Origin of the sequence: Flavobacterium sediminis (assembly GCF_003148385.1) — a bacterium.
Lineage (GTDB): Bacteria > Bacteroidota > Bacteroidia > Flavobacteriales > Flavobacteriaceae > Flavobacterium > Flavobacterium sediminis.
Window position 1 is genome coordinate 2,699,292 of the sequence record NZ_CP029463.1, and the last position, 21,681, is coordinate 2,720,972.

The 21,681-nt window shown below is 35.1% G+C and carries 19 protein-coding genes; 5 read left to right on the forward strand and 14 right to left on the reverse strand.

The annotated features are described in order from the left end of the window. Nucleotides 1-25 precede the first annotated feature (25 nt). Nucleotides 26-3,766 (forward strand): transglutaminase domain-containing protein, encoded by a 3,741-nt coding sequence (locus DI487_RS12460; RefSeq protein WP_109569943.1) that lies wholly within the window; start codon nucleotides 26-28, stop codon nucleotides 3,764-3,766. 53 nt (nucleotides 3,767-3,819) lie between these two features. On the opposite strand, the gene DI487_RS12465 is transcribed toward DI487_RS12460, so the two are convergent. Both DI487_RS12465 and smpB read right to left on the reverse strand, forming a co-directional pair. Continuing rightward, nucleotides 3,820-4,194: a helix-turn-helix domain-containing protein gene (locus tag DI487_RS12465; protein WP_109569944.1), complete on the reverse strand. Its 375-nt coding sequence runs from the start codon at nucleotides 4,192-4,194 to the stop codon at nucleotides 3,820-3,822. Nucleotides 4,195-4,226: 32 nt separating this feature from the next. Then, entirely contained in the window at nucleotides 4,227-4,679 is a 453-nt protein-coding gene (smpB, locus tag DI487_RS12470; RefSeq protein ID WP_109569945.1) for an SsrA-binding protein SmpB, read from the reverse strand. A 147-nt stretch (nucleotides 4,680-4,826) separates the two neighbouring features. Here smpB and DI487_RS12475 point away from each other — a divergent pair, with 147 nt between their 5' ends. Together DI487_RS12475 and DI487_RS12480 are read left to right on the forward strand one after the other, a co-directional pair. Beyond that, nucleotides 4,827-5,492, forward strand: a complete 666-nt coding sequence (locus tag DI487_RS12475) for an OmpW/AlkL family protein (protein ID WP_109569946.1) — start codon at nucleotides 4,827-4,829, stop codon at nucleotides 5,490-5,492. Nucleotides 5,493-5,615: 123 nt separating this feature from the next. Beyond that, complete coding sequence (locus DI487_RS12480; RefSeq protein WP_109569947.1) at nucleotides 5,616-5,897, forward strand: hypothetical protein; 282 nt, start codon at nucleotides 5,616-5,618, stop codon at nucleotides 5,895-5,897. Between the two features lie 12 nt (nucleotides 5,898-5,909). Here DI487_RS12480 and DI487_RS12485 read toward each other — a convergent pair whose 3' ends face one another. Next, nucleotides 5,910-6,758 carry an aldose 1-epimerase family protein gene (locus DI487_RS12485; RefSeq protein WP_109569948.1) on the reverse strand — a complete coding sequence of 283 codons (849 nt, stop codon included), beginning with the start codon at nucleotides 6,756-6,758 and terminating at the stop codon, nucleotides 5,910-5,912. Next, nucleotides 6,755-7,318, reverse strand: coding sequence for a GNAT family N-acetyltransferase (locus DI487_RS12490; RefSeq protein WP_109569949.1), 564 nt, complete (start codon nucleotides 7,316-7,318; stop codon nucleotides 6,755-6,757). Before DI487_RS12490 ends, DI487_RS12485 begins: the two co-directional genes overlap by 4 nt. 279 nt (nucleotides 7,319-7,597) lie before the next feature. On the opposite strand from DI487_RS12490, the gene DI487_RS12495 reads away from it, so the two are divergent. Then, nucleotides 7,598-8,134: a hypothetical protein gene (locus DI487_RS12495; RefSeq protein WP_109569950.1), complete on the forward strand. Its 537-nt coding sequence runs from the start codon at nucleotides 7,598-7,600 to the stop codon at nucleotides 8,132-8,134. A 36-nt stretch (nucleotides 8,135-8,170) separates the two neighbouring features. Here DI487_RS12495 and DI487_RS12500 read toward each other — a convergent pair whose 3' ends face one another. The 4 genes from DI487_RS12500 to clpB all read right to left on the reverse strand — a co-directional run bounded on the left by DI487_RS12500 (nucleotide 8,171) and on the right by clpB (nucleotide 13,481). Next, the gene (locus DI487_RS12500) at nucleotides 8,171-8,680 is read right to left on the reverse strand and encodes a DUF4199 domain-containing protein (protein WP_109569951.1); all 510 of its coding nucleotides are present in this window, start codon (nucleotides 8,678-8,680) and stop codon (nucleotides 8,171-8,173) included. Nucleotides 8,681-8,765: 85 nt separating this feature from the next. Beyond that, on the reverse strand, nucleotides 8,766-10,115 hold the full coding sequence (locus DI487_RS16135; RefSeq protein ID WP_179948680.1) for an autotransporter outer membrane beta-barrel domain-containing protein: 1,350 nt from the start codon (nucleotides 10,113-10,115) through the stop codon (nucleotides 8,766-8,768). Between the two features lie 11 nt (nucleotides 10,116-10,126). Next, entirely contained in the window at nucleotides 10,127-10,615 is a 489-nt protein-coding gene (locus DI487_RS12510) for a T9SS type A sorting domain-containing protein (RefSeq protein WP_109569952.1), read from the reverse strand. Nucleotides 10,616-10,874: 259 nt separating this feature from the next. Then, a complete protein-coding gene (gene clpB, locus DI487_RS12515; protein ID WP_109569953.1) occupies nucleotides 10,875-13,481 on the reverse strand; it encodes an ATP-dependent chaperone ClpB in 2,607 nt (868 codons plus the stop codon). Nucleotides 13,482-13,643: 162 nt separating this feature from the next. Between clpB and ytxJ the strand changes: the two genes are divergently transcribed. Beyond that, nucleotides 13,644-14,033 (forward strand): bacillithiol system redox-active protein YtxJ, encoded by a 390-nt coding sequence (gene ytxJ / locus DI487_RS12520; RefSeq protein ID WP_109569954.1) that lies wholly within the window; start codon nucleotides 13,644-13,646, stop codon nucleotides 14,031-14,033. 58 nt (nucleotides 14,034-14,091) lie between these two features. On the opposite strand, the gene DI487_RS12525 is transcribed toward ytxJ, so the two are convergent. The 6 genes from DI487_RS12525 to fahA form a co-directional block, all read right to left on the reverse strand. Further along, the gene (locus DI487_RS12525; protein WP_109569955.1) at nucleotides 14,092-15,813 is read right to left on the reverse strand and encodes an N-acetylmuramoyl-L-alanine amidase; all 1,722 of its coding nucleotides are present in this window, start codon (nucleotides 15,811-15,813) and stop codon (nucleotides 14,092-14,094) included. Nucleotides 15,814-15,819: 6 nt separating this feature from the next. Further along, a complete protein-coding gene (locus DI487_RS12530; protein WP_109569956.1) occupies nucleotides 15,820-16,680 on the reverse strand; it encodes a TolB family protein in 861 nt (286 codons plus the stop codon). Nucleotides 16,681-16,825: 145 nt separating this feature from the next. Next, entirely contained in the window at nucleotides 16,826-17,893 is a 1,068-nt protein-coding gene (locus DI487_RS12535) for an agmatine deiminase family protein (RefSeq protein ID WP_109569957.1), read from the reverse strand. Nucleotides 17,894-17,975: 82 nt separating this feature from the next. Then, nucleotides 17,976-18,854 (reverse strand): carbon-nitrogen hydrolase, encoded by an 879-nt coding sequence (locus DI487_RS12540; RefSeq protein ID WP_109569958.1) that lies wholly within the window; start codon nucleotides 18,852-18,854, stop codon nucleotides 17,976-17,978. 62 nt (nucleotides 18,855-18,916) lie between these two features. Further along, nucleotides 18,917-20,104, reverse strand: coding sequence for a hypothetical protein (locus DI487_RS12545; RefSeq protein WP_109569959.1), 1,188 nt, complete (start codon nucleotides 20,102-20,104; stop codon nucleotides 18,917-18,919). 180 nt (nucleotides 20,105-20,284) lie between these two features. After that, nucleotides 20,285-21,571 (reverse strand): fumarylacetoacetase, encoded by a 1,287-nt coding sequence (gene fahA, locus DI487_RS12550; RefSeq protein ID WP_109569960.1) that lies wholly within the window; start codon nucleotides 21,569-21,571, stop codon nucleotides 20,285-20,287. Between the last annotated feature and the right edge of the window lie 110 nt (nucleotides 21,572-21,681).

Below are 21,681 nucleotides of genomic sequence, written 5' to 3' on the forward strand. Positions count from 1 at the left end.
ACACTTAAATAATTTAAATCTCTGCATGAAAAAAATTTTAATGTTATGCCTGATCTTGTTCGGTTTTTCTGCTTTTGCCCAACAAGACTATTCTACAGTAATGGATCTGTTACTGAATAACAAAAGAGAAGAAGCTCGAAAATTATTCAACAAGCAATTTGGGAAAACAAAAGATAAATCAATTGATTTATTGTTCTTAGATGCTATGATTGATGAGCAAAACGGACGGATCAATTATGATGCGACCTTGCTTCAGAAAATTGAGAAGTTGCCGAATGCCGTTTATTACATTGATCCTTTTATCAATGATAATTTTGTAATGGCTAATGTAAATGATGAAAAATATGATGATCTGACCTTTGAAAAGATTGACTTTTTGGCGCAGTCAGAAGTTTTCAGAAATCGGGATATTGTGAAATACCGAAAAGCTGTTTCCGAAAATAAACGTTTGCGCTATGAAGAAGGAAAAAAATATATTGCTCAGCTGCATACAATAAGTGCGTGGCAGTTTTGCGGTGTTTTTGAAAACTTAAATAGCAGCGGTCTGGATACGGAATACGAACCGGAAACGTATGCTAAAAACGACAAAGTATTTGAAGCGAACAGTAATGGGCAAGTAGGATGGTACAATCCTAAGATTCCTGAGTACGATGGTTATAATTTTTTCTCTAATGAAAGTGAATACGGAAGAGGAATCATGTATGCACAAACTTTTGTGGATGTCCCTGCAGATAAAGAATATTTGTTGCAATTCGGTACATCTTCCGGGATAAAGGTATTTGTTGACGATGTAGAAGTTGCATCTGCTTATGAAACCGGAAGAACGAATATTAATGCTTTTAATTATTGGTTAACATTATCTAAAGGTACTCATCGCATCCTACTTAAAGTAGAGTGTTCCGGTAATGATTATTTTTCTGCTCGTTTGGTAAATAAAGATCTTTCGAATCCGACAGAATTACAATTTTCCTCTGTTTATAAGGATTATGCAGGAGGGACAACAGTTGCAGCCACAGAAACAACGTTAGATTATGAGAAGTATTTTCAGGATTTGGTAACTAAAAATCCTGAAAATGTGTTGTATAAATTGTTCTTGTTTAAAGCTTATGAGGCAAATCATAAGAAAGAATTAGCACATAAAGCAATAGAAGGCTTAGATACTAAATACCCTAAAAGTTCTTTGATCGCCCGTTACATGATAGGATATTACAGTATGGATGATAACTATGATAAGATCGAGGAGCTGAATAAGAATATAGAAAACAATGATGAAGACTATTATTATACGGTATTATTGAAAATGAAAGACGGTAATTGGCTTAAAGAAGCTCAGATCAAAGACTTAGAAAGCTATGCCGAAAAATCAAAAAAATACATCAGTAAGACTTATAGCTTATTGTTTCAATTCATGGTGGCTTCAAGACAATCTAATATTGATAAAATGTTTGAATTGTTAGATGATTTAATAGCGGAAAGCCACAACAAAGAAGGTTATATACTGTCTAAAGCTAATTTATACAATAATCTAAAAGACGATAAGACCACATACATAGAAATATTAGAAGGGATTGTAAAAGAACATGAGGATTTTGATGCCGTAGGCAAATTGGTTGAATTTTACAGCGATTCTAATAGAAAAGAAGATGTAAAACAGATCATTTTGAGTCGTTTGAAAGTGTATCCGTATTTTAATTCATTGCGAGATGCATATATCGGAATGTTAATCAATGAAAACCAATATAAGGAAGCGTTAACCTATGTAGATGAAAATCTGGAATTTTTCCCGTATTCGTTTGAGAATTTTGAACAAAAGGCAGATATTTATCGTTTGATGAAAGACAACAAACAAGCGGAAACATATTATCTAAAAGCTCTTTCTCATGATTCTTCTAATAGTTCATTACGTAAAAAATTATACGATTTAACGAATACACCTGACGAAATAGAGGTAGTGGAAACGAAAGATGTTTATGATCTGATTGAAAAAAGACGTAACACAGCTTTAAAAGGAGATTATGGTGTTTCATTACTTTTAGACGAATATATCGTTAATGTATTGCCGGAAGGCGGACGCAAATCCAAAGTTCGTTTTATTTACGAAGTAACGGCTGAAAACGGTATTGAGAACCTTAAAGAGTATTCTTTGAATACTTACGGGATCAATCTGATAAAATCTGAGATCGTTAAAAAGAACGGAACTCTTGTTCCTGCTGAAGATAGCGGTTCTATGTTAGTTTTTCCTAATCTGGAAGTAGGCGACGTCGTTTATATTGAGTACGATTATTATTCTAATTCGTATGGACGATTCTACAAAGACTTTACGTCAGGATTTACCTTTAACGGTAGTTATCCGGTAGTGGAATCCACTTTTTCAATTATTCATGATCCTAGTTTAGATCTGAAAATAACCTCTAAGAACGGAAACGTAAAACTGACGGAGAAAAAACTGAAAAAGAAAGTAATCAAGCAGTGGAAACAAGAAAACACACCAAGTATTCCGATCTATGAAAAGTATGCTCCGGAATATTCTGATCTAACTAAAACCATAAGCGTCGGAACCATTAAGTCATGGAGTGTTATTGCCGATTGGTATGCTGATCTGGTAAAGAAAAATATAAAATACGACCGAATAACTCAAAATGCGTTTAAAGAGATCTTTCCAGAGGGAATAAACGGAATTTCTGAAAATGAAAGAGCCGAAAAGATCTACAGATATATTTGTGATAATATAACTTATAGTTTCTTAGATTTCAGACAAAGTGGTTATGTTCCGCAAAAACCATCTAAAACGCTAACTACTAAATTAGGAGACTGTAAAGACTTGTCAACGTTGTTTGTAACCCTAGCACAGGAAGCAGGTTTGCAATCTAATTTGGTTTTGGTATTGACTAATGATAACGGATTTAAAACACTTTCACTGCCTTCTAAAGATTTCAATCACTGTATTGTAAGAGTTATGATTGACGGTAAGGAGACGTTCCTGGAAATGACAGATCGTTATTTGCCTTTTAAAGCTTTACCGATTTCTTTATACCATGCCAATGCTTTAGTGATTAATTTTGATAAGGTAAAAAATCAGGAAGCACAATTGATCAATATACCGTTTGATAATGCTATTGTAAATAAAAATGTAACCAAAACCATTATCAATGTAAGCGAAGACAAAAAAGAGTTTACAAATAACCATGTGTTATACGGAAGCCCGAAATCGTACTATAATGAGTTGTTTTCAAATGCCACAACCGAAGATGTAAGAAAGAAAGAATTTGAAGAAATGTATAATTCCCGTCTTAATAAGGTTGTTTTAATGAAAGATTCAAAATTATTATCCACTGATAAATATTCAGAGAGTGTTAATTTTGAAACCGGTTTTACGGTAAATGAAAAACTACAACAGTTAGGAAGTCTTAAGATATTAAGTATACCGTTTATCGATCAGGTATATACTAAAGACATTATCTCAAAAGAGAATCGTAACTATTCCATTTCATATATAACCTATGAAAATGTAAAAGATTATGAGTCTGAAGTAGTACTTAATATTCCGGAGGGAAGTAAATTCATTGAATTGCCGGAAAATAAAGATCTGAGTTATAAAGGCCATCATTATGAATTACAATATGAATTGGCAAAACCGAATCAATTAGTCGTAAAAAGAAAAGTAACGTTGGATTGGAATGATATTCCGTCTGATGATTATGCCGATTTCAAAAAATATGTAGAAGAGGTAATTGCTGCTGAAGAACAAATCGTAGGGTATAAATAAGTAAATCTTAATAGACAACAAAAAGCCGGGTCATGACCCGGCTTTTTGTTGTATTATCTCAAACTGGTTAGCTTTTGTTTTAAGACTTCTAATTCATCAAGGATTTCAGATATCTGCTCTTCCTTTTTAGCGCCTTTACCAACATCAATGCCTTTTTCCTGAAGAATTTCAGATATAGCCTGTATCGCAAAAGGATTAATGTCAAAGCTATGGCTTAATTTTATTTTGTACCACGCCACTAAAAGTGCTTTAAGATCCAGTTCCAATATATCGGCTAATAACTGAACTTGTTTGCGGGTAGGAATGCGGTAACCATTCTCGAATTTACTGATTAAAGCCTGATCGATCGATGCTACTTCGGCCAATTTTCGAGTGGTAAGTTCTTTGTCGTAACGTCCTTGTTTTAAAAGCTGTTGCAGAGTTTGCATGAGTTGATCTTTGCTTAAAAGTAACAAAAAAACTAATACCGTTTTTTGATTCTGTCCAAATCACGTTTTGTATCGCGATCTTTCATGGTTTCGCGTTTATCATAGTTTTTCTTACCTCTACACAAAGCAATGTCCATTTTAGCCAATCCTTTTTCGTTGATGAATAAGCGCAGCGGAATGATCGTTAAACCCTTATTCTCACTATCTTTTTGAAGTTTTTTGAGCTCTTTTCTGTTTAGAAGAAGTTTTCGTTCGCTTTTAGCTCTGTGATTGTAATGCGTACCGTAAAGGTATTCCTCAATGGTAGAATTGATGACAAATAATTCATTATGGTGAAATTCACAAAAACTTTCGGCAATAGATGCTTTTCCCATTCGGATTGACTTTATTTCGGTTCCGGTTAAAACAATTCCGGCCGTATATTTGTCAATTATTTCATAATCAAACTTCGCTTTTCTGTTAAGTATGTTTACCGTTTTTTGCATAGGAGAGCAAATTTAGGATAAAAAATATTGTTCCGAATAGTTTAAATTAAAATTTAACTGGAAATTTTTTCTAAAAGCTGATTTTAATCATGTTTTCCCTGTTATTAAGCCAATATCTTTGGCCTATAATTTTAAACCTAATACAAGATGAGAAAAATATTTTTAACCCTATTGTCAGTTACATTTTTAGGGATCGGGTTTGCAAGTGCACAAGAAAGTGAAGAAGTAAAAACAGCAGATTTTAGCAAATGGCAAGTTAGATTAAGAGGAGTAGGAGTTATTCCGAATGAAAGTTCTACTATCGGAATTATCGGTGGGGAAGCAGCTATTTCTAATAGCTTCATTCCGGAACTGGATTTTACGTACTTCTTTACAAAAAATATTGCCGCTGAATTAATTTTAGGAACTACTAAACATGATGTTAAAGCAGTTGGAACAGCAGCCGGTGAAGTTGATTTAGGGAGTGTTTGGTTATTGCCACCTACTTTAACAGCGCAATATCACTTTTATCCGACAAAAGATAAATTATTCAAACCTTATATCGGAGCAGGTGTAAACTATACGATATTTTATGGGGTAAAATCAGGAGATGTGGCAGACGTTACTTATGATAATGCTTTCGGATATGCAGCTCAGATAGGTTTTGACCTTATGTTAACAGATAAATTTTTCTTAAACGTAGATGCAAAGCGTCTATTTTTAAATACGGATGTAACTGTTGATGCTTCAAATTTAGTTCCAGGATTGAGTATTCCTGCAGATGTTGACATCGACCCATGGTTGTTCGGGTTCGGTGTTGGTATGAAGTTTTAATGGGTTATTGGTTAGTTTTAAAAATGGGTTGCTGAAATTTTTAGCAACCTATTTTTTTTTGAAACATTTTTTTGTAACTTTAGGTAATACAAACCAATAAATAAAGACAAAAATTGAAAGACTATGACTGCTAATTTCGAATTGATTGATAAAGAACTGATAAGTTCTTTACATTTCCCCCAAACTGAAGTTCTGTTTGAAAAAGAAGACATCTTACAACGAAGAAATGATTTAGACAGAGCGCTATCATTAGGAAACTTAGAGCATGTGAAAATCAAGATCTTTTTTGAAGATGATAGCAATTTTAAAGTTGTTGAAACGACTATTTGGGGAGTTACCGACACTCGGGTAATTCTAAAACAAGGTGTTATTATCCCTGTAAACAGAATCCATAAGATTGTTTAAGTTTATTGATTTTTATAAAATCTCAATTTTGTAACCTAGTTTTTTTGAAGAATTAGGTTGCAAAATTATGACTCCTTCTTTTTCTAAGAAATTACCATTATGGTTTGTATGATCAGCTAATCCTTGCCACGGCTCCAGACATAGAAAAGGAGCTTTTATTTTTTTCCAAATGCCTAGAAACGGAAAATCCTGAAAATAGAATTTTAAAACCGGTTTGTTGTGCTCAGCGAGGAACAAGTAGTTAGATTTCAGATTTTTAAATACCAGCGCATCATTTTCAAACAAGGTGTCACTTAGCAGGATCTCACCGTTCTTACTTTCTATTATTGAAAAGCTTCCGTCAAAATTCTCATGAGTAAGGTGATCACTTTTAAAAAGATCTTCTTTCTCAAATTGTAAGCTATAGTTCTCAACAGGGTTTTCCAGTCTGAATGCAGGATGTGCTCCAATGGAGAAAGGCATTTCAAAACTGTTTTTATTAATAATTTCAAAAGTGATTTCTAAAACATTACCATTTAAAACGTAGTGGTATAAAAAATCGAAATCAAAAGGATAAACCTTTACGGTTTCTTCGTTTGCGCTCAGTTTAAAAATAACACTGTTTTCCGTTTGTTTCAGAACGTCAAATTCATAATTGCGGGCAAAACCATGTCTAGGTAAGCTAAATTCTTTTCCGTTTAAGGTGTATTGATCATTTTTTAAACGTCCTACAATAGGGAACAGCACCGGAGAAGTTTTATTCCAGTATTGTTCATCAATAGTCCAAATGTAATTTCGATGGTCTTTTTCAAGTGATAGGAGTTCGGCTCCTAAAGTAGTGATCTGTGCTGAGATATTTTGATTTGAAAGACTAATTTTCATATTTGATCAAAGTCACGTTTAAGAATACTATAGATCACAGTATCCAAAAATTCTCCGTTATAAAATTCATTTTCAATTAAATGCGCTTCTTTTCTAAAACCGTTTTTTTGCAAAACCCGTTCTGAAGCAATATTTCGGGGATCTATAATTGCTTCTATAGAATGAAAATTAAGAGCATTAAAAGCGTAATTTAATAAGGTATTAACCGCTTCTGAAACATAACCTTTGTTGTGGTGCTCCGGCAAGATCATATATCCTAATTCTGTTCTAAAATTTTCCGGTTGCGTGCGGTAAAACCCCATGATCCCGATACAGGAATCATTCCCTTTTTCAGTGACAGCCCAATTGATATCTGTATTAGCATCGATTTTATCATTGATCATTTTAATATGTGCTAATGCTTCTTCCTGAGTACTGACTAAAGGGCGTGGGATATATTCCATTACCTTAGGATCACTGCGTAATTGTAAGACAGCAGGCACATCATTATCGGTTAGTTTACGAAATCGTAAACGCTCGGATTCCAATACAGGAAAAGGAGAAAAATTGAGTTTAAGCATCTTATTCTGAAAATTCTAATATAAAGTAAATGTACAGAGAAAAGTATAACTTTTCAATAAATGTTAGGCAGGATTTTCTGACGGAGCTCAATTGGACTGAAAATAATTCCCTTTGAAGAATATATAACACAAGTTTAACTGGTTTTGAATAAGGTAGTTAACACAGGTTGAGGTTAATGTTTTGTAATTTTGGATAGCATCAGAAATAGTAACTAAAAAGGGGAAGCAAACGGAAACCTTAGAACAAGTATCAAATAATCAATCAAAAACCGAAACGTTATGAGAACATTAATTTTTATTTTATTTTGTAGTTTTACTTCGTTGAGCTTCTCTCAATCAGAAGAAGAAGTAAAATCAGCTAGGAACGGGGGAGTGCCATTAGAAGAATTACCGGAGATTGTCATCACAAAAATAGGAGATGATTTCTCTGTTTATTTACCATATAAGAATCCGGATCTGAGTATTCAGAGTATGCAAAAATACTTTATAGCATATGATCTGGGGAAAGACTTTGAAGGCTATGACACATATTTGGTTATGATGAAAAATGAAAAAGGACTATTGACAGCAACTTATAATCAAAAAGGGAAACTGATACGGGTTGTTGAAAAATATGAGAATGTTACTTTACCGGATAATGTTATTGTTGCCGTTCTGAAAGCCTATCCGGGTTGGGGAATAGTTGAAGATAAGTTTCATTATGTACAGGCAGATGGTGACATACACAAAAAAGAATATTGGGTAAAGATTCAGAAAGGGAAAAAAACAAAAAGAATAGCAGTTGCACCTAACGGTGATATTCTCAATGGAAACTGATCTTTAAAAATAAAAGGGCTTGTAAAACAAGTCCTTTTATTTTTTTTTGAATACCAATGCCGCTATTAATGCAAAAACAAGACCTAACGGTAAAATTTCTGTATAGGTAATGACAATAACCATTACCGGATTTTTATACAATTCACCGAATTGTTTAATTTCTTCTTCTTTTTGAGCCAAAAGCTCAGGATCAGTGATCGTTTTTTTAGCTTCTTCTAGCTGGAATTGCCCGTATTTTTCAATAAAATCAGGAAAAAAAGTATAGTACTCAATGAGCCATATTAAGACGTAGATCGTAGAGATTAATAAAGCAATCAATACACCCAATACCAGAGCTTTTTTAAAACTGACTGTACCATTATTCTCTCTTCGGTATTGAAAGACACCTGTGAAAATAAAGAGAAAAGCCAGGATCATACCTCCGAAACCTAAAACGTAATTAGGTTGAAAATCCGGATCGTTCATTAAAGAAACTGTTCCGTAGATCATAAAGGCAGATACAATTAGTCCGCCAATTAATCCGTTTTTTAAAATAATTGTTTTCATGTTTTTGGTTTGTTTAAACCAAATATAAAAAAAACGCCTGACAATTTTTTAGTCAGGCATTTTTAGATTCGGTTATATTTAATTTTTATTCCCTGTCAGCATCTAAATCTGAAGAATTTTGTAGTTGTTGTGCTTTTAAAGCTTCTGAATTTCTTACATAACTTTCAGATTGTTCTTTGCTCGCTCCATATAATTCCGGGTGTAAGTAAGTCCCTTTGAATTCTTTTTCTTTTTCAGGAACGATTCTATTCTCATTAGCAAACTTATCTGCTCTTACAGCTGTAATTTGCCAACTTACCTCTACATTAGGCTGATTAGTTTGAATTACGAATTTATTATTTTGTATTTTTTCTTTGATGATTGCCTGAGCAAAAGTACCGATCGTTGTTAACTGATATCTGAAGTCTTTATTAGCAGCCTCAAAATAGCGTGGTAAAGTCACTGTAACATATCCGTTAGCATCAGTTGTTGCATTTCCGGAATAAATATTCATCATATCCGGAGATTCCACAAAACTGTGAATTAAATATTTATTTTCTGGATCTAAAGGGTGATCAATTTTAAAAGTTCCTCCTCCTTTTGCTATGTTACCTGTAACATTCAAATCTCCTGTTATTGTTACATTTCCTGTAAAATCAGAATCGCCGTCAACAGAAAGTCTATTAGCGGTATTTGAATTGTAATTTGTACCTAATCGTAATTGTCTGATGTTTGAATATCCGCTTCTGTTGAATCTGGCAATGGTATCCGGAGCAGGACATCCACCGATTAAATATAGATTGTTTAAGTTTCCGTTATGTTGGAATTTGATACCACATTCAGAAGCTGAATAATTGGTATCCTCAGCAAAATGCAATTCACCAGAATCTACATTATTAAAATTATTCATGTTTCCAATAGCCATTTTAGGAGCTCCTGTATTAGTAACATAGAAATTCAAATTAGAGTTGGTAACATTTGGTCCTACAACAACGCTTCCTGTATTAGCATTGTTAATGTTAGTTCCGTTAGTAGTCCATTCTGAACCGGCAATTCCACCTGAGTTTTTAGCAAATAGAGCATAAGGAACACTTAACAGTTGACTGGCTCCTGAAATAGTATAAGAAGTACCTCCTGTCGGATCAATCTCTGTTTGAATATAATAAGATCCTGTTGACCAATCGATAGTTGTAAAGTCACCGGAAACAACTGTTCCGTTTCCTACTTCAATGCTAATCAGTCCGTTTGCATTTGTTGTCGGAGTTTGTGTCTCTACATAAACAGCTGTTCCTGTAGAAGAACCTTGTAAAATACTTATTTGCATTCCTACTGTAGTAGAAACAAGAAGGGCATCACCTGAATCTCTGATTACAGCCTGATAGCTCATTTTTTCAGGAGCCTGAGCTAAAATAGTTAAAGAGAACAGGATAGTAAATAAAAAGTATATTTTTTTCATAATGATTGTTTTTAGTGTTTGATAATTTTATAAGTTTTAACTTCTTTATTCTGATCTGATATCTGTAAAAAATAAACTGCTGAAGGCAAGTCACTTACTGCTATTTCTGTAATGTCAGAAGCTATTTTGTCGCTTTTTATAACCTTTCCGTTAATGTCAACAAGTTTAAAGTTTAAGCTTAGATTTTCACTATTCGTCATTTTTAAGGTAAGGATATCCGTACTCGGATTAGGGTAAATACTGACGTTTGTGATTAATTCTGAAAAATTTTCGGTAGCTAATACTTCAGATATCTCATAGGGTTGTTGTACTCCTTCAATGGTGTATCCGTTAGATCCCGAATTAGTATTGTAGTCAATTTGTCCTACAGAGTAGGAGACAGAACCGGTTGTTCCTGTAAGATCTCCACCTGAAGAAGTGGGAGATTGTTGTGCAAAACAATTGGAAATACCTAAGTAGAAAACAATTGTCAGGAAATGCAATAACTTGTTTGCTTTCATATTTAACTGATTTAATTAATAATTATTAGACTTAATTAAAATTTAATCAGAAAACAGTCAGAAAAAAATACGGTTTTTGGGGGCATTGTACTGATTAAAATTACGCTTTAACAAAAATAGTAAAGTACTGATCTTGTTCAATGGGTAAAAATACCTGTTTTTCTAAAAAAAAACAAAACACCCGGCAACATTTAAAATGCTATCGGGTGTTTCAAAAAATCCAACCAACCAAATAAATCCTAATATATAAAGAGAATTATTATGCTTTATGTTCTTCTAAGTGATTTCTAAACACTAGTTTACCGTCAAAACTATCCAGTAAAATAATACTGTCAGTAGTAACTTTACCGGAAAGGATCTCTTTGGAAAGTTCGTTAAGAACTTCTCTTTGTATAACCCTTTTTACCGGACGAGCTCCAAATTCGGCATCATACCCTTTTTTAGCTAAATAATCAATTGCTTCAGGTGTTGCATCTAATGTAATATGTTGATGTGCCAACATTTTAGTAAGACCTTTTAATTGCAATTGAACGATCTGTCTGATGTTATCGGTAGTAAGCGGAGTGAACATGATAATTTCGTCAATTCTGTTTAAGAACTCAGGACGAACAGATTGTTTTAGCAGACCTAATACTTCTACTTTAGCATTCTCGGCTGCTGCTTCAACATTTCCTTTCAGGTTTTCAAATTTTTCCTGAATGATATGGCTTCCCATATTGGACGTCATGATGATAATCGTGTTTTTGAAATCTGCCAAACGTCCTTTATTGTCTGTTAAACGTCCTTCATCTAAAACCTGTAACAAGATGTTAAAGGTATCGGGATGTGCTTTTTCAATTTCGTCTAACAATACAACAGAGTAAGGTTTTCTACGTACAGCTTCTGTCAATTGTCCTCCTTCATCATAACCTACATATCCCGGAGGCGCACCTACTAAGCGGCTCACGCTATGACGCTCCTGATATTCACTCATATCGATACGGGTAATTGCATTTTCATCGTCAAATAAATATTCAGCTAAAGCCTTAGCTAACTCCGTTTTACCCACTCCGGTTGTCCCTAAGAAAAGGAATGAACCTATAGGTTTTCTGGCGTCTTGTAGTCCGGCTCTGCTACGTCTTACAGCATCACTGATCGCTTGAATGGCTTCTTCTTGCCCAACCACACGTTTGTGTAGTTCGTCTTCCAAATGAAGCAGTTTTTCACGTTCGCTTTGTAGCATTTTGGTAACCGGTATGCCTGTCCATTTAGCAACAACTTCCGCAATATCATCTTGTGTAACCTCTTCTTTTATTAAAGAATGTCCTTCCTGATCTTCATGCAATTGTTTTTGGTAAGTTGCCAATTGTTCTTGTGCGTCTTTAATTTTACCGTAACGAATTTCGGCTACTTTACCATAATCGCCTTCGCGTTCGGCTTTTTCAGCTTCTAATTTGTAATCTTCGATCTGTTGTTTTGCATTCTGGATATTATCGACCACTTCTTTTTCAGATTGCCATTTAGCGAAAATTTCATTGCGTTCTTCTTTTAAATTGGCTAATTCTAATCCTAAAGATTTTAACTTAGGTTCGTCATTTTCCCGTTTAATGGCCTCAATTTCAATTTCCAATTGCATGATCTTACGATCCAAAACGTCCAATTCTTCCGGTTTTGAATTGATCTCCATTCGTAATTTAGAAGCGGCTTCGTCCATTAAGTCGATAGCTTTATCCGGAAGAAAACGATTGGTAATATAGCGTTGTGAAAGTTCTACCGCAGCAATAATAGCATCATCTTTGATACGAACTTTGTGATGGGTTTCATATTTTTCTTTTATACCTCGTAGAATGGAAATAGCACTTTCAGTATCCGGTTCGTCTACCATAACTTTTTGGAAACGACGTTCTAAAGCTTTGTCTTTTTCAAAGTATTTTTGATACTCGTCTAAAGTAGTAGCACCAATGGCTCTTAGCTCACCTCTGGCTAAAGCCGGTTTTAAGATATTAGCAGCATCCATGGCTCCTTCACCTCCTCCGGCACCTACAAGTGTATGGATCTCATCGATGAACAATACGATTTCTCCTTCACCGGAAGTAACTTCTTTTACCACAGATTTTAAACGTTCTTCAAATTCTCCTTTGTATTTAGCTCCGGCGATCAATGCTCCCATATCCAGTGAGTAGATCACTTTATCTTTTAAATTCTCAGGAACATCACCGGCTACAATACGATGGGCCAAGCCTTCTGCAATAGCAGTTTTACCAACTCCCGGCTCCCCGATCAGCATCGGGTTGTTTTTAGTTCTCCGGGTTAAGATTTGTAGAACACGTCTGATTTCTTCATCGCGTCCAATCACAGGGTCTAATTTTCCTGTTTTGGCTAATTCATTTAGATTTTTTGCGTATTTATTCAATGAGTTATAGGTCTCTTCAGCCGAAGCAGAAGTAACTCTTTCTCCTTTTCTCAATTCGGTAATGGCTGCTTCAAATCCTTTTTCAGTAACTCCTTGGTCTTTTAAGATCTGAGCTACTTTACTTTTTGATTTAAAAATAGCTAATAATAAATGTTCAATGGAAACATATTCGTCGTTCATTTTTTTAGCAATAATACTGGCTTCGTTTAAAGCAGTTCCTGCTTCACGTGATAACATGATGTCACCGCCTGAAACTTTAGGAAAGCTTTCCAGTGTACTGTCTAAAACTTTTTTGAATAGTTCTACGTTAACATTTAGTTTCTTTAAAAGAAACGGTGTAACATTTTCATCAACTTCTAAGATACCTTTTACAAGGTGTTCGTTTTCTATTTGTTGATGACCGAAGCTTTGTGCAATTTGCTGTGCTTGTTGTAAAGCTTCTTGTGATTTGATGGTTAAATTCTTTAAATTCATAATTAATAATCTCCTTTTTGTGCGTTGTTTTAAAGCTGTTTTTCGTTAGCTTTGCTCGTATATAAACAATTTGTATTCCACTACTAAGTTAAGGACAAATTGGCTTAAAATTGCCCGATTTTTAGGATAAATAAGGACAAAATGTCTTAAATTGATAGAAAAATGAGTTTTTTTGGTAAAATGTTTGACAAAAAGGCAGATGATAAAGAGTCATTGCCTCATGTTTTTTGGAACTGTTTAGAAGAGGTTTCGTTTGATGCAATTGAAAAACAATCGTTTGAAAAGCCAATCGTTATTTTTAAACATAGTACTCGCTGTAGTATTAGTCGATTTGTATGGAATCGTTTTCAACAGGATTATGATATTCCTGATGAGAAGGCTGTGGTATATTATTTAGATTTATTAGCGTATCGATCCATTTCTAATGAAATAGCTGAAAAGTTCGGAGTTATCCATCAATCACCTCAAGTAATTGTATTAAAAGAAGGAAAAGCTGTTTATAATGCTTCGCATGATGCTATTGAAGTCGAAAAGTTAAAATTTCTGTTATAGAAAAGATGATTTATAAAAAAGCCCTTGATCTTGTCAAGGGCTTTTTTTTTTAAAGGTGTTACTTTTTTATGATCTGTTTAAGGAATTCCTTGTTATTAACAAAGATTCGGATCCAGTAATTGGCCGATTGCAATTCGGAAATATCAATGGTTCGTTCATTGGTCAGATTTCCTTTTTTCACGATTTTTCCATTAATATCCATAATCATAAACTCCATAGGAAGATTGGTCGCTGTATTAGTCTGAATATTGATCAAACCGTTTGTAGGATTAGGATACAAGGTAAGTGAAGTGATTTCTACAATCTCATCTTCTTTAGTTTCGATCAGTTTAGCGGAACAACTTGTGGCTGTTACCGATCGTGTGCCATTAGAATTATTGGTAGAACCGATGCTGTTTTTAGCTTTTATGTAGTACGTATAAGTTGAACCCGCATAAATAAGATAAGTGTTCAGGAAAGAAGTTCCAGTGATATCAGAAGCATACAGGTTGCCGTTTCTGTAGATGTCATAGGAAGTAGCATTAGCAGAAGTAGTCCATGTTAAATTGATAGCACTACTGCTTCCGCTACATGTAGGAGTGGCGGTTAGTGTAAACGATCCAGGAGAGCAAGTAACAGCAGTTACAGACTGTGTACCGTTTGAATTGTTAGTTGTACCTAAACTGTTCTTAGCTTTTACATAGTAACTATAGGTAGATCCCGGTGTAATTAAATAAGTGTTAAGGAATGAAGTGCCTGTAATATCTGAAGCATATAGGCTGCCGTTTCTGTAAATATCATAAGAAGTAGCATTAGCCGCTGTAGTCCAAGTTAAATTAATGGCACTTGTAGTACCGTCACATGTTGGAGTAGCAGTTAAAGTAAATGTACCGGGACCGGAACAATTTGGTGCTGTAGCCGAAAGTGTGCCGTTTGAGTTAGTAGTGGATCCGCTTGAATTTTTAGCTTTTATATAGTATGTATAAGAAGTTCCGGCAGTAACATTGGTATTTACAAAAGAAGTCCCCGTAATGTTAGTGTATAAGCTTCCGTTTCTGTAAATGTCATAAGAAGTAGCATTTGCCGATGCAGTCCAGGATAAACTGATACGAGTTGAACTACCGCTACATTGCGGAGTAGCCGTTAAGGTAAATGAACCCGGTGCAGATGCAGTACAAGCTAAATTCAGATCAGATTGAAATGAACTGAAATAAGACATGGCAAAAGTGTCTCTCCAAGTTGAACTGGTTAATTTAGTGGCATCAGAGGAATCTACAAAGCCTATTTCGTTAAGACACCCTGTAGCTGAAGAATAACGTAAAACACCTAAATGATAAGACAGGTAGCTGTTGTCTTCCACACAGCGTCTATTGCTCCATTGTCCGTTTGAAGCCATGTCCGTTTGAATTTTACCGGCAAAGTTGATATCCGGTGTAGTATTGGTATCGTCTTGTGTACAGTAAAATGTTTCTGTTCCGCTACCGCCGCCGGCGTTACAGTGAATGCTTAATAAACGGTCTGCATTCCAGTTGTTTGACATTTGCGCCCGTTGGGTAACAGATATCCAACTGTTTAGGTTGGTAGTTCGGGTCATATAAACGGTCCAAGTACAACTATTCTGGATCAGGTCACGGGTTCTGAGTCCTACTTCTAAAGCGGTTTCGATCTCGGTTGCAGTTCGTCCGTCAGGATTATCACTGGTAGTAGCTCCGTAACCGTGTCCGGGATCTAATACAATGATCTGAGCCTGAAAATTCAGGCTGAATAATAAAGCGATTAAGATAAAATATATTTTTTTCATGAGTGATTACATTTTAAGGTTAGCGATATAGATAGCACCTGACTTATCTTCTGAGAAGATAATTGTTTGGTTGTCAACAAAACTCGGAAACATTTCAAATAAGACTTCTGTTCGGGTAATCTTCTTTACAGTTCCGTTTTCAATATCAAACCAATAAAGATCTGAATTTGAAACATTGTGTCCGTCTTCGCTTTCATCTAAGAATCCGATGAGGTACTTTCCGTCTTTTGACCAAGAGGTCGCTAATCCTGTACCGATTTTTTTACCTTTTCCGTTTCCTGTAATATCATAAATGTAAATATCGGCTCCTTTATGAACAGCTACTTTTGAACCGTCAGGGGAGAGCAAGGCGTTGTAGTATTGCCCTTCTTCGGAAGTTATAACCCATGATTTTTTGGTAGCCAAATCTTTAGCTTCTATTTTCAATGTTGCTAAATTGGTATAAACAACGATTTGACTGTTTGTTTCTTTTGATGTTCCGTGATATGAAGCAATTGTATTAACCTCTAATTCGGGCATCGCTACAGTTCTTCCGGTTGAAATACTGTAACTAAATGCTTTAGCATTGTTAAAATATTCTTTTTCTTCTTTTTGTCTGAAATATACAGTGTCGCTATTCTGATCCCAGGAATAGCCATAGCCGCTTCCTTCTTTATCTGTTACCTGAATAACTTTTTTAGTAGCCAGTTCTAAGATATAAACCCCTCTGAAGTGTCGTCCCGTTAGAAGAACGTGTTGTCCGTCTGGTGAAACTAATGGATTTGTATAAAAGCCATCAACTTCAATTTGTTTCATTTTTTCCAGTTTTTGGGAAAAACCGGTAAAATTTGCAATAACCAGTAAAATTAAAAGTAAAATTTTTTTCATAATATATAATTTATAGGTTTGTTATTACAAAAATAAAATAATTTATTAATTATCAAATAGCTAATACGTTATGTGTAGTTTAAAAAAAGAAACCGCCTAAGTAAAGTTTAGACGGTTTCTTTTAAATATTGTATTTTGGATCTTTTTAGATAATTTCCGGTTCTTGTTGGCTTAAACAATGAAAGCTACCCAATCCCCAAATGATATCAGTTGAGTCGATGCCGATTACTTTTCGGGTTTTAAAGCAATCTTGTAAGATATCCAGAGCTTTTACATCATTTTGGTCATCTCTGAAAGTCGGAACGATTACTTTTTGATTTGAAATGTAGAAGTTAGCATAAGAAGCCGGTAAAATCTGATCTTCATAAATGACAGGTTTTGGCATTGGAAGTTCTACAATGTTGAGTTGTTTTCCGTTTTTTAATCGCATTCCTTTAAGCAAATCCAGATTTTCCTGAAGGATCGCATGATTTTCATCTGCTTTGTTCTCTTCGATAACCGTTACAACAGTATCTTCGTTTACAAATCGGGTAATATCGTCAATATGCCCGTCTGTGTCGTCACCTATAATTCCGTCATTAACCCATAGAATATGATCTACACCGTAATAGTCTGTTAAATATTGTTCTATCTGAGTTTGGTTCAGATGCGGATTTCTGTTTTCATTCAACAGACAAGCCTTAGAAGTTAATAATGTTCCCGCACCGTTAAACTCTACACTTCCGCCTTCCATTACAATTCCGGGATGAAAAACGTGTAATCCTAATTCTTTTCCGATCAGAGTCGGGATTACATCATCTAAATCAAAAGGAGGATATTTTCCGCCCCAGGCATTATAACCCCAATCGACAATAGCTTTTTCTTTTGAATTATGATTCAATAAAAAAGCCGGTCCGTGGTCACGGCACCAAGCGTCATTTGTCGGATGAAAATAGAATGTGATCTGACTGAGTAATTCGTTCAGGTTGTTAACTTTTTGGGCGTAAGCGCAGGATTGTATCTGTTGCAAAGCAAAAGTTTTCATATTCTCATTTGCGACATTGATACATACTTTTTGATGATCGGCAACTTGTAAGATGAATTCGCAGTAGGGGTTATAAATAGTCTCGATTTTTCCCGGCCAGGATTCTTCTTTGTGAGGCCAAGAAAGCCATAAAGCCCGTTGAGGTGCAAATTCTGCCGGAAAATAAAAGCCTAATTCTTTTGGAGTCATTTTATTCTTAGTTTCAGGTTTCAGGTTGCTATTGTTTCGTGTTGATTTAACTTGAAATTTAGAACTTGAAACAAAATGAAAATTATTCTTCTGCGTCTATAAAACGTTTGGTAATCGGTTGATAACTATCAATTCTTCTGTCGCGTAAGAACGGCCAGTGCATGCGGAAATAATCCGACTCTTTCAGGTCGAGGTTAACAACTGTGGTTTCTTCATTTTCATGAGAGGCAAGATATAATAATCTTCCCTGTGCATTAGTTGCAAAACTTCCGCCCCAGAATTTCATAGCGCCTTCTTGTTCGTAACCAACACGGTTTACACTTACAACAGGAACCCCATTAGCAACTGCGTGTGAACGCTGAATAGTTTGCCATGCATTGTACTGATCTTTATTGGTTTCCTCATCTTGAGAAGTAGCCCAACCGATAGCAGTAGGGTAGAACAAGATTTCTGCTCCCATTAAAGAAGTAATTCTGGAGGCTTCAGGATACCATTGATCCCAGCAGATCAACACTCCGATCTTAGCGAATTTAGTTTGGAATACTTTATAGCCTAAATCACCGGGTGTAAAATAGAATTTTTCATAAAATGCCGGATCATCCGGAATGTGCATTTTTCGGTATTTTCCTAAATAAGTGCCGTCTGCATCAATAACGGCAGTTGTATTGTGGTATAAGCCTTCGGCTCTTTTTTCGAATAAGGAAGCAATGATGACTACACCTAGTTCTTTGGCCAGTTTGCTCATTGTTTCAGTTGTAGGTCCCGGAATAGCCTCGGCCAACTGAAAATTATCGTAGTCTTCAACATCACAAAAATACAGTGATGTAAAAAGCTCTTGTAAACAAACAATCTGTGCACCTTTAGCAGCTGCATTTCTAATTTCTCTTTTTGCTTTTTCAATATTGGTAGCCACATCTTTTACACAAGACATTTGCACCAACCCAACGTTTACGTTTGTCATTTTATTTTTTTACAAAATTAAGGAATTTGAAAAAATAAATTTTAAAAATTTAAAGGGGATAATTACCGTCTGAACTTGTTGTTTGTAATGATTCCTTTGAGCTTAGCCTTCATATCTTCTCCGGTATCGTATACCATTTGTTCATTGGTAGGGAATTGAACTGCTCTGCGGTCAAAGTACTGATAATAAGTTTCATCACAAGCCCGTTTGTCCCCGTTGTAGTTCGCATAAATGTATTCAAAAATGAATTCACTACTTAACGGGAATGAATCGATAAGTTGTTTGTTTCTATTGTCAACATAGTCTACAATTCCTGTGATCTGACATGATTTGAATTGCGTGAATTCATAGATGCTGATCGAAATGGATTTCATATTATCGACCTTAATCGGGTTCCCTAAACTGTCTTTTACGACATTTCCATTGCTGTCAAGGAGTGTTTTTGTCCCGTCTTTGATCTGTTTTTCTTTGATGAATTGTTTTTCTTTTATTTGTTCCGGTGAAATATTGATTTGTCGGAAGTTAAGAACCATACCGAAATCGTAAAAAACACCTTTTTGTTTATTACTGTGGTAAACGGTCCATTTATCATTTAATCCATATGTTCCGAAGTTTAACAGATCATCTTGTAATTTGGCAGGAATTACCATGTTGGTTTCATTTTTAGTAGAGACATAAACAAAGTCTGTTCCTTTGTATTGAGCCTCGTCCATTAAGGTTCTTACGTCCCTGAAATTAGGATTCAATTGATCCAAATAAGCCAAGTCGTCATAGGCTTCTCTATAGTCCATTTTATTGTTGGTAATCATTAATTTACGGGCATTGTCATATAAATAGCCGGAAAGGTTTTCTTTACTTTGAACAATTTCGCTATTGTAACTTTTCATCAGGAAAATAGCATTTCTGCCTTCTTTTAGCAAGGGTAGAGGCAATAATGGCTTAATACGTTCCTGACGATTATGCAGTTGCATATAAAGGTTGTAAATGCGCTCGTAATTGAAAGCTTTATTTTCAACTTTTAAAAGGGCAATTTCATCTTCATCGCGTTTTTTAGCTTTGGCAAATGCTTCTTCAAGCATGTAAACATAATCTTGTTTGCCTTTAGCAGTTTTGTTTGTGTTTAAATTTTTTACGGCGATGTCGATTGCAGCATCATAATTTCCACTATTTAAATATGATTCTGTTTTTTTTACACCGCTGCAAGCTAATAAGGTTGCATAACATAAAAGGATCAGAGTAATTTTCTTCATAAGTTAACCGTTTTGACAAAGATATATTTTTTTTAGAGCTAATGCGGGCTGTTTGTTATATCTTTTTTTGTTTGGCAAAAGCAAGGCAAAAAGGATGCCAGTTCATTTAAAGAATAAAAAAAACTCCGGTTTAACCGGAGTTTTTTAATATTTGTAAATGCCTTGACAAAAAAGATTGACTTAAAACTTCAGATCCAAAGCCGGAAGTAATTTTGAGGAACATTCGCCAAAACCGATTCTAGTATCTGCATTTTGACAATAACCTCTTAAAACAACAGTATCATTGTCATTTATAGATTTACGTTCACTTCCGTCTTTCATTTTCAATGGATTTTTTCCACCCCAAGTCAATTCTAACATAGAACCGAAACTGTTTTCTGTTGATCCGGAAATAGTTCCGCTTCCCATTAAATCTCCGGAATTTACACGACAACCATTTACTGTATGATGTGCAAGTTGTTGAGCCATTGACCAGTACATGTATTTAAAATTAGATTGACAAACAGAAGTTTCTTCTGTATTTTCAGGTTTAATACTTACTTCTAAGTTAATGTCAAAAGCATGGTCTCCTTTTTGTTGTAAATAAGGTAGCGGAGCAGGATTTTGTTCAGGTCCTTTAACTCTGAAAGGTTCCAAAGCATCCATTGTTACGATCCAAGGCGACATAGAAGAAGCGAAGTTCTTTGCTAAAAAAGGGCCAAGAGGAACATACTCCCATTTTTGCATATCGCGAGCACTCCAGTCATTGAACAAAACCATTCCGAAAATGTAGTCTTCAGCTTCATTTACAGGAATTGGTTCTCCCATTAAGTTTGCATCAGTCGTAATAAAAGCAGTTTCCAGTTCAAAATCAATAAATTTTGAAGGACCGAAGACTGGTTGTGTTTCGCCTGCCGGCAAAGTCTGTCCGTTAGGTCTTCTTACCGGAACTCCGCTTGGAACGATCGTAGAACTTCTGCCGTGGTAACCTACCGGAATATGTAACCAGTTTGGCAATAAAGCATTATCCGGATCACGGAACATTTTTCCTACATTAGTAGCATGTTCTTTACTGCTATAGAAATCAGTATAATCACCGATCTGAACCGGTAAAAGCATTTCTATCTCAGAAACATCAAATAAGATAATTTCCCGATGTTCCTCATGGTCTCTAAGTTTCGGATTTTCCTGATCAAATAATTCTGCTAATCGGTTACGAACCAAACGCCAGGTTTTTTTCCCGTCCGAGATAAAATCGTTTAAGGTATCTTGCATAAACATATCGTCAGTCAGGTCTATTCCTTCAAAATAATTCAGGCGTTGAAGCGCACCCATATCAATAGCAGTGTTGCCGATACGAGTTCCTATAGTGATGTCATCGTTTTTGGTAATGAATACGCCGAAAGGAATATTCTGGATGGGGAAATCACTATCTTGGGGAACTGATATCCAAGATTTTCTGTTAGGGTCGTTTGCTATATTTGGCATGGTATACTGTTAGTTTGTTGTTGATAAAATAAGAATCAAATATAAAGGTTACAGCCTATTTACCAAACCTTTTTCGTATTTTTGCGTAAATTTTAACGAATTACTAAAAA

Coding starts and splice junctions, on each gene's coding strand:
- DI487_RS12525 (WP_109569955.1), bottom strand. CDS start 15,813: ATGAAAAAAATATATTTTATCTTAATCGCTTTATTATTCAGCCTGAAT.
- DI487_RS12480 (WP_109569947.1), top strand. CDS start 5,616: ATGACTGCTAATTTCGAATTGATTGATAAAGAACTGATAAGTTCTTTA.
- DI487_RS12485 (WP_109569948.1), bottom strand. CDS start 6,758: ATGAAAATTAGTCTTTCAAATCAAAATATCTCAGCACAGATCACTACT.
- DI487_RS12495 (WP_109569950.1), top strand. CDS start 7,598: ATGAGAACATTAATTTTTATTTTATTTTGTAGTTTTACTTCGTTGAGC.
- DI487_RS12465 (WP_109569944.1), bottom strand. CDS start 4,194: ATGCAAACTCTGCAACAGCTTTTAAAACAAGGACGTTACGACAAAGAA.
- DI487_RS12500 (WP_109569951.1), bottom strand. CDS start 8,680: ATGAAAACAATTATTTTAAAAAACGGATTAATTGGCGGACTAATTGTA.
- fahA (WP_109569960.1), bottom strand. CDS start 21,571: ATGCCAAATATAGCAAACGACCCTAACAGAAAATCTTGGATATCAGTT.
- DI487_RS12490 (WP_109569949.1), bottom strand. CDS start 7,318: ATGCTTAAACTCAATTTTTCTCCTTTTCCTGTATTGGAATCCGAGCGT.
- DI487_RS12510 (WP_109569952.1), bottom strand. CDS start 10,615: ATGAAAGCAAACAAGTTATTGCATTTCCTGACAATTGTTTTCTACTTA.
- DI487_RS16135 (WP_179948680.1), bottom strand. CDS start 10,115: ATGAAAAAAATATACTTTTTATTTACTATCCTGTTCTCTTTAACTATT.
- DI487_RS12540 (WP_109569958.1), bottom strand. CDS start 18,854: ATGACAAACGTAAACGTTGGGTTGGTGCAAATGTCTTGTGTAAAAGAT.
- DI487_RS12535 (WP_109569957.1), bottom strand. CDS start 17,893: ATGACTCCAAAAGAATTAGGCTTTTATTTTCCGGCAGAATTTGCACCT.
- ytxJ (WP_109569954.1), top strand. CDS start 13,644: ATGAGTTTTTTTGGTAAAATGTTTGACAAAAAGGCAGATGATAAAGAG.
- clpB (WP_109569953.1), bottom strand. CDS start 13,481: ATGAATTTAAAGAATTTAACCATCAAATCACAAGAAGCTTTACAACAA.
- DI487_RS12460 (WP_109569943.1), top strand. CDS start 26: ATGAAAAAAATTTTAATGTTATGCCTGATCTTGTTCGGTTTTTCTGCT.
- smpB (WP_109569945.1), bottom strand. CDS start 4,679: ATGCAAAAAACGGTAAACATACTTAACAGAAAAGCGAAGTTTGATTAT.
- DI487_RS12530 (WP_109569956.1), bottom strand. CDS start 16,680: ATGAAAAAAATTTTACTTTTAATTTTACTGGTTATTGCAAATTTTACC.
- DI487_RS12545 (WP_109569959.1), bottom strand. CDS start 20,104: ATGAAGAAAATTACTCTGATCCTTTTATGTTATGCAACCTTATTAGCT.
- DI487_RS12475 (WP_109569946.1), top strand. CDS start 4,827: ATGAGAAAAATATTTTTAACCCTATTGTCAGTTACATTTTTAGGGATC.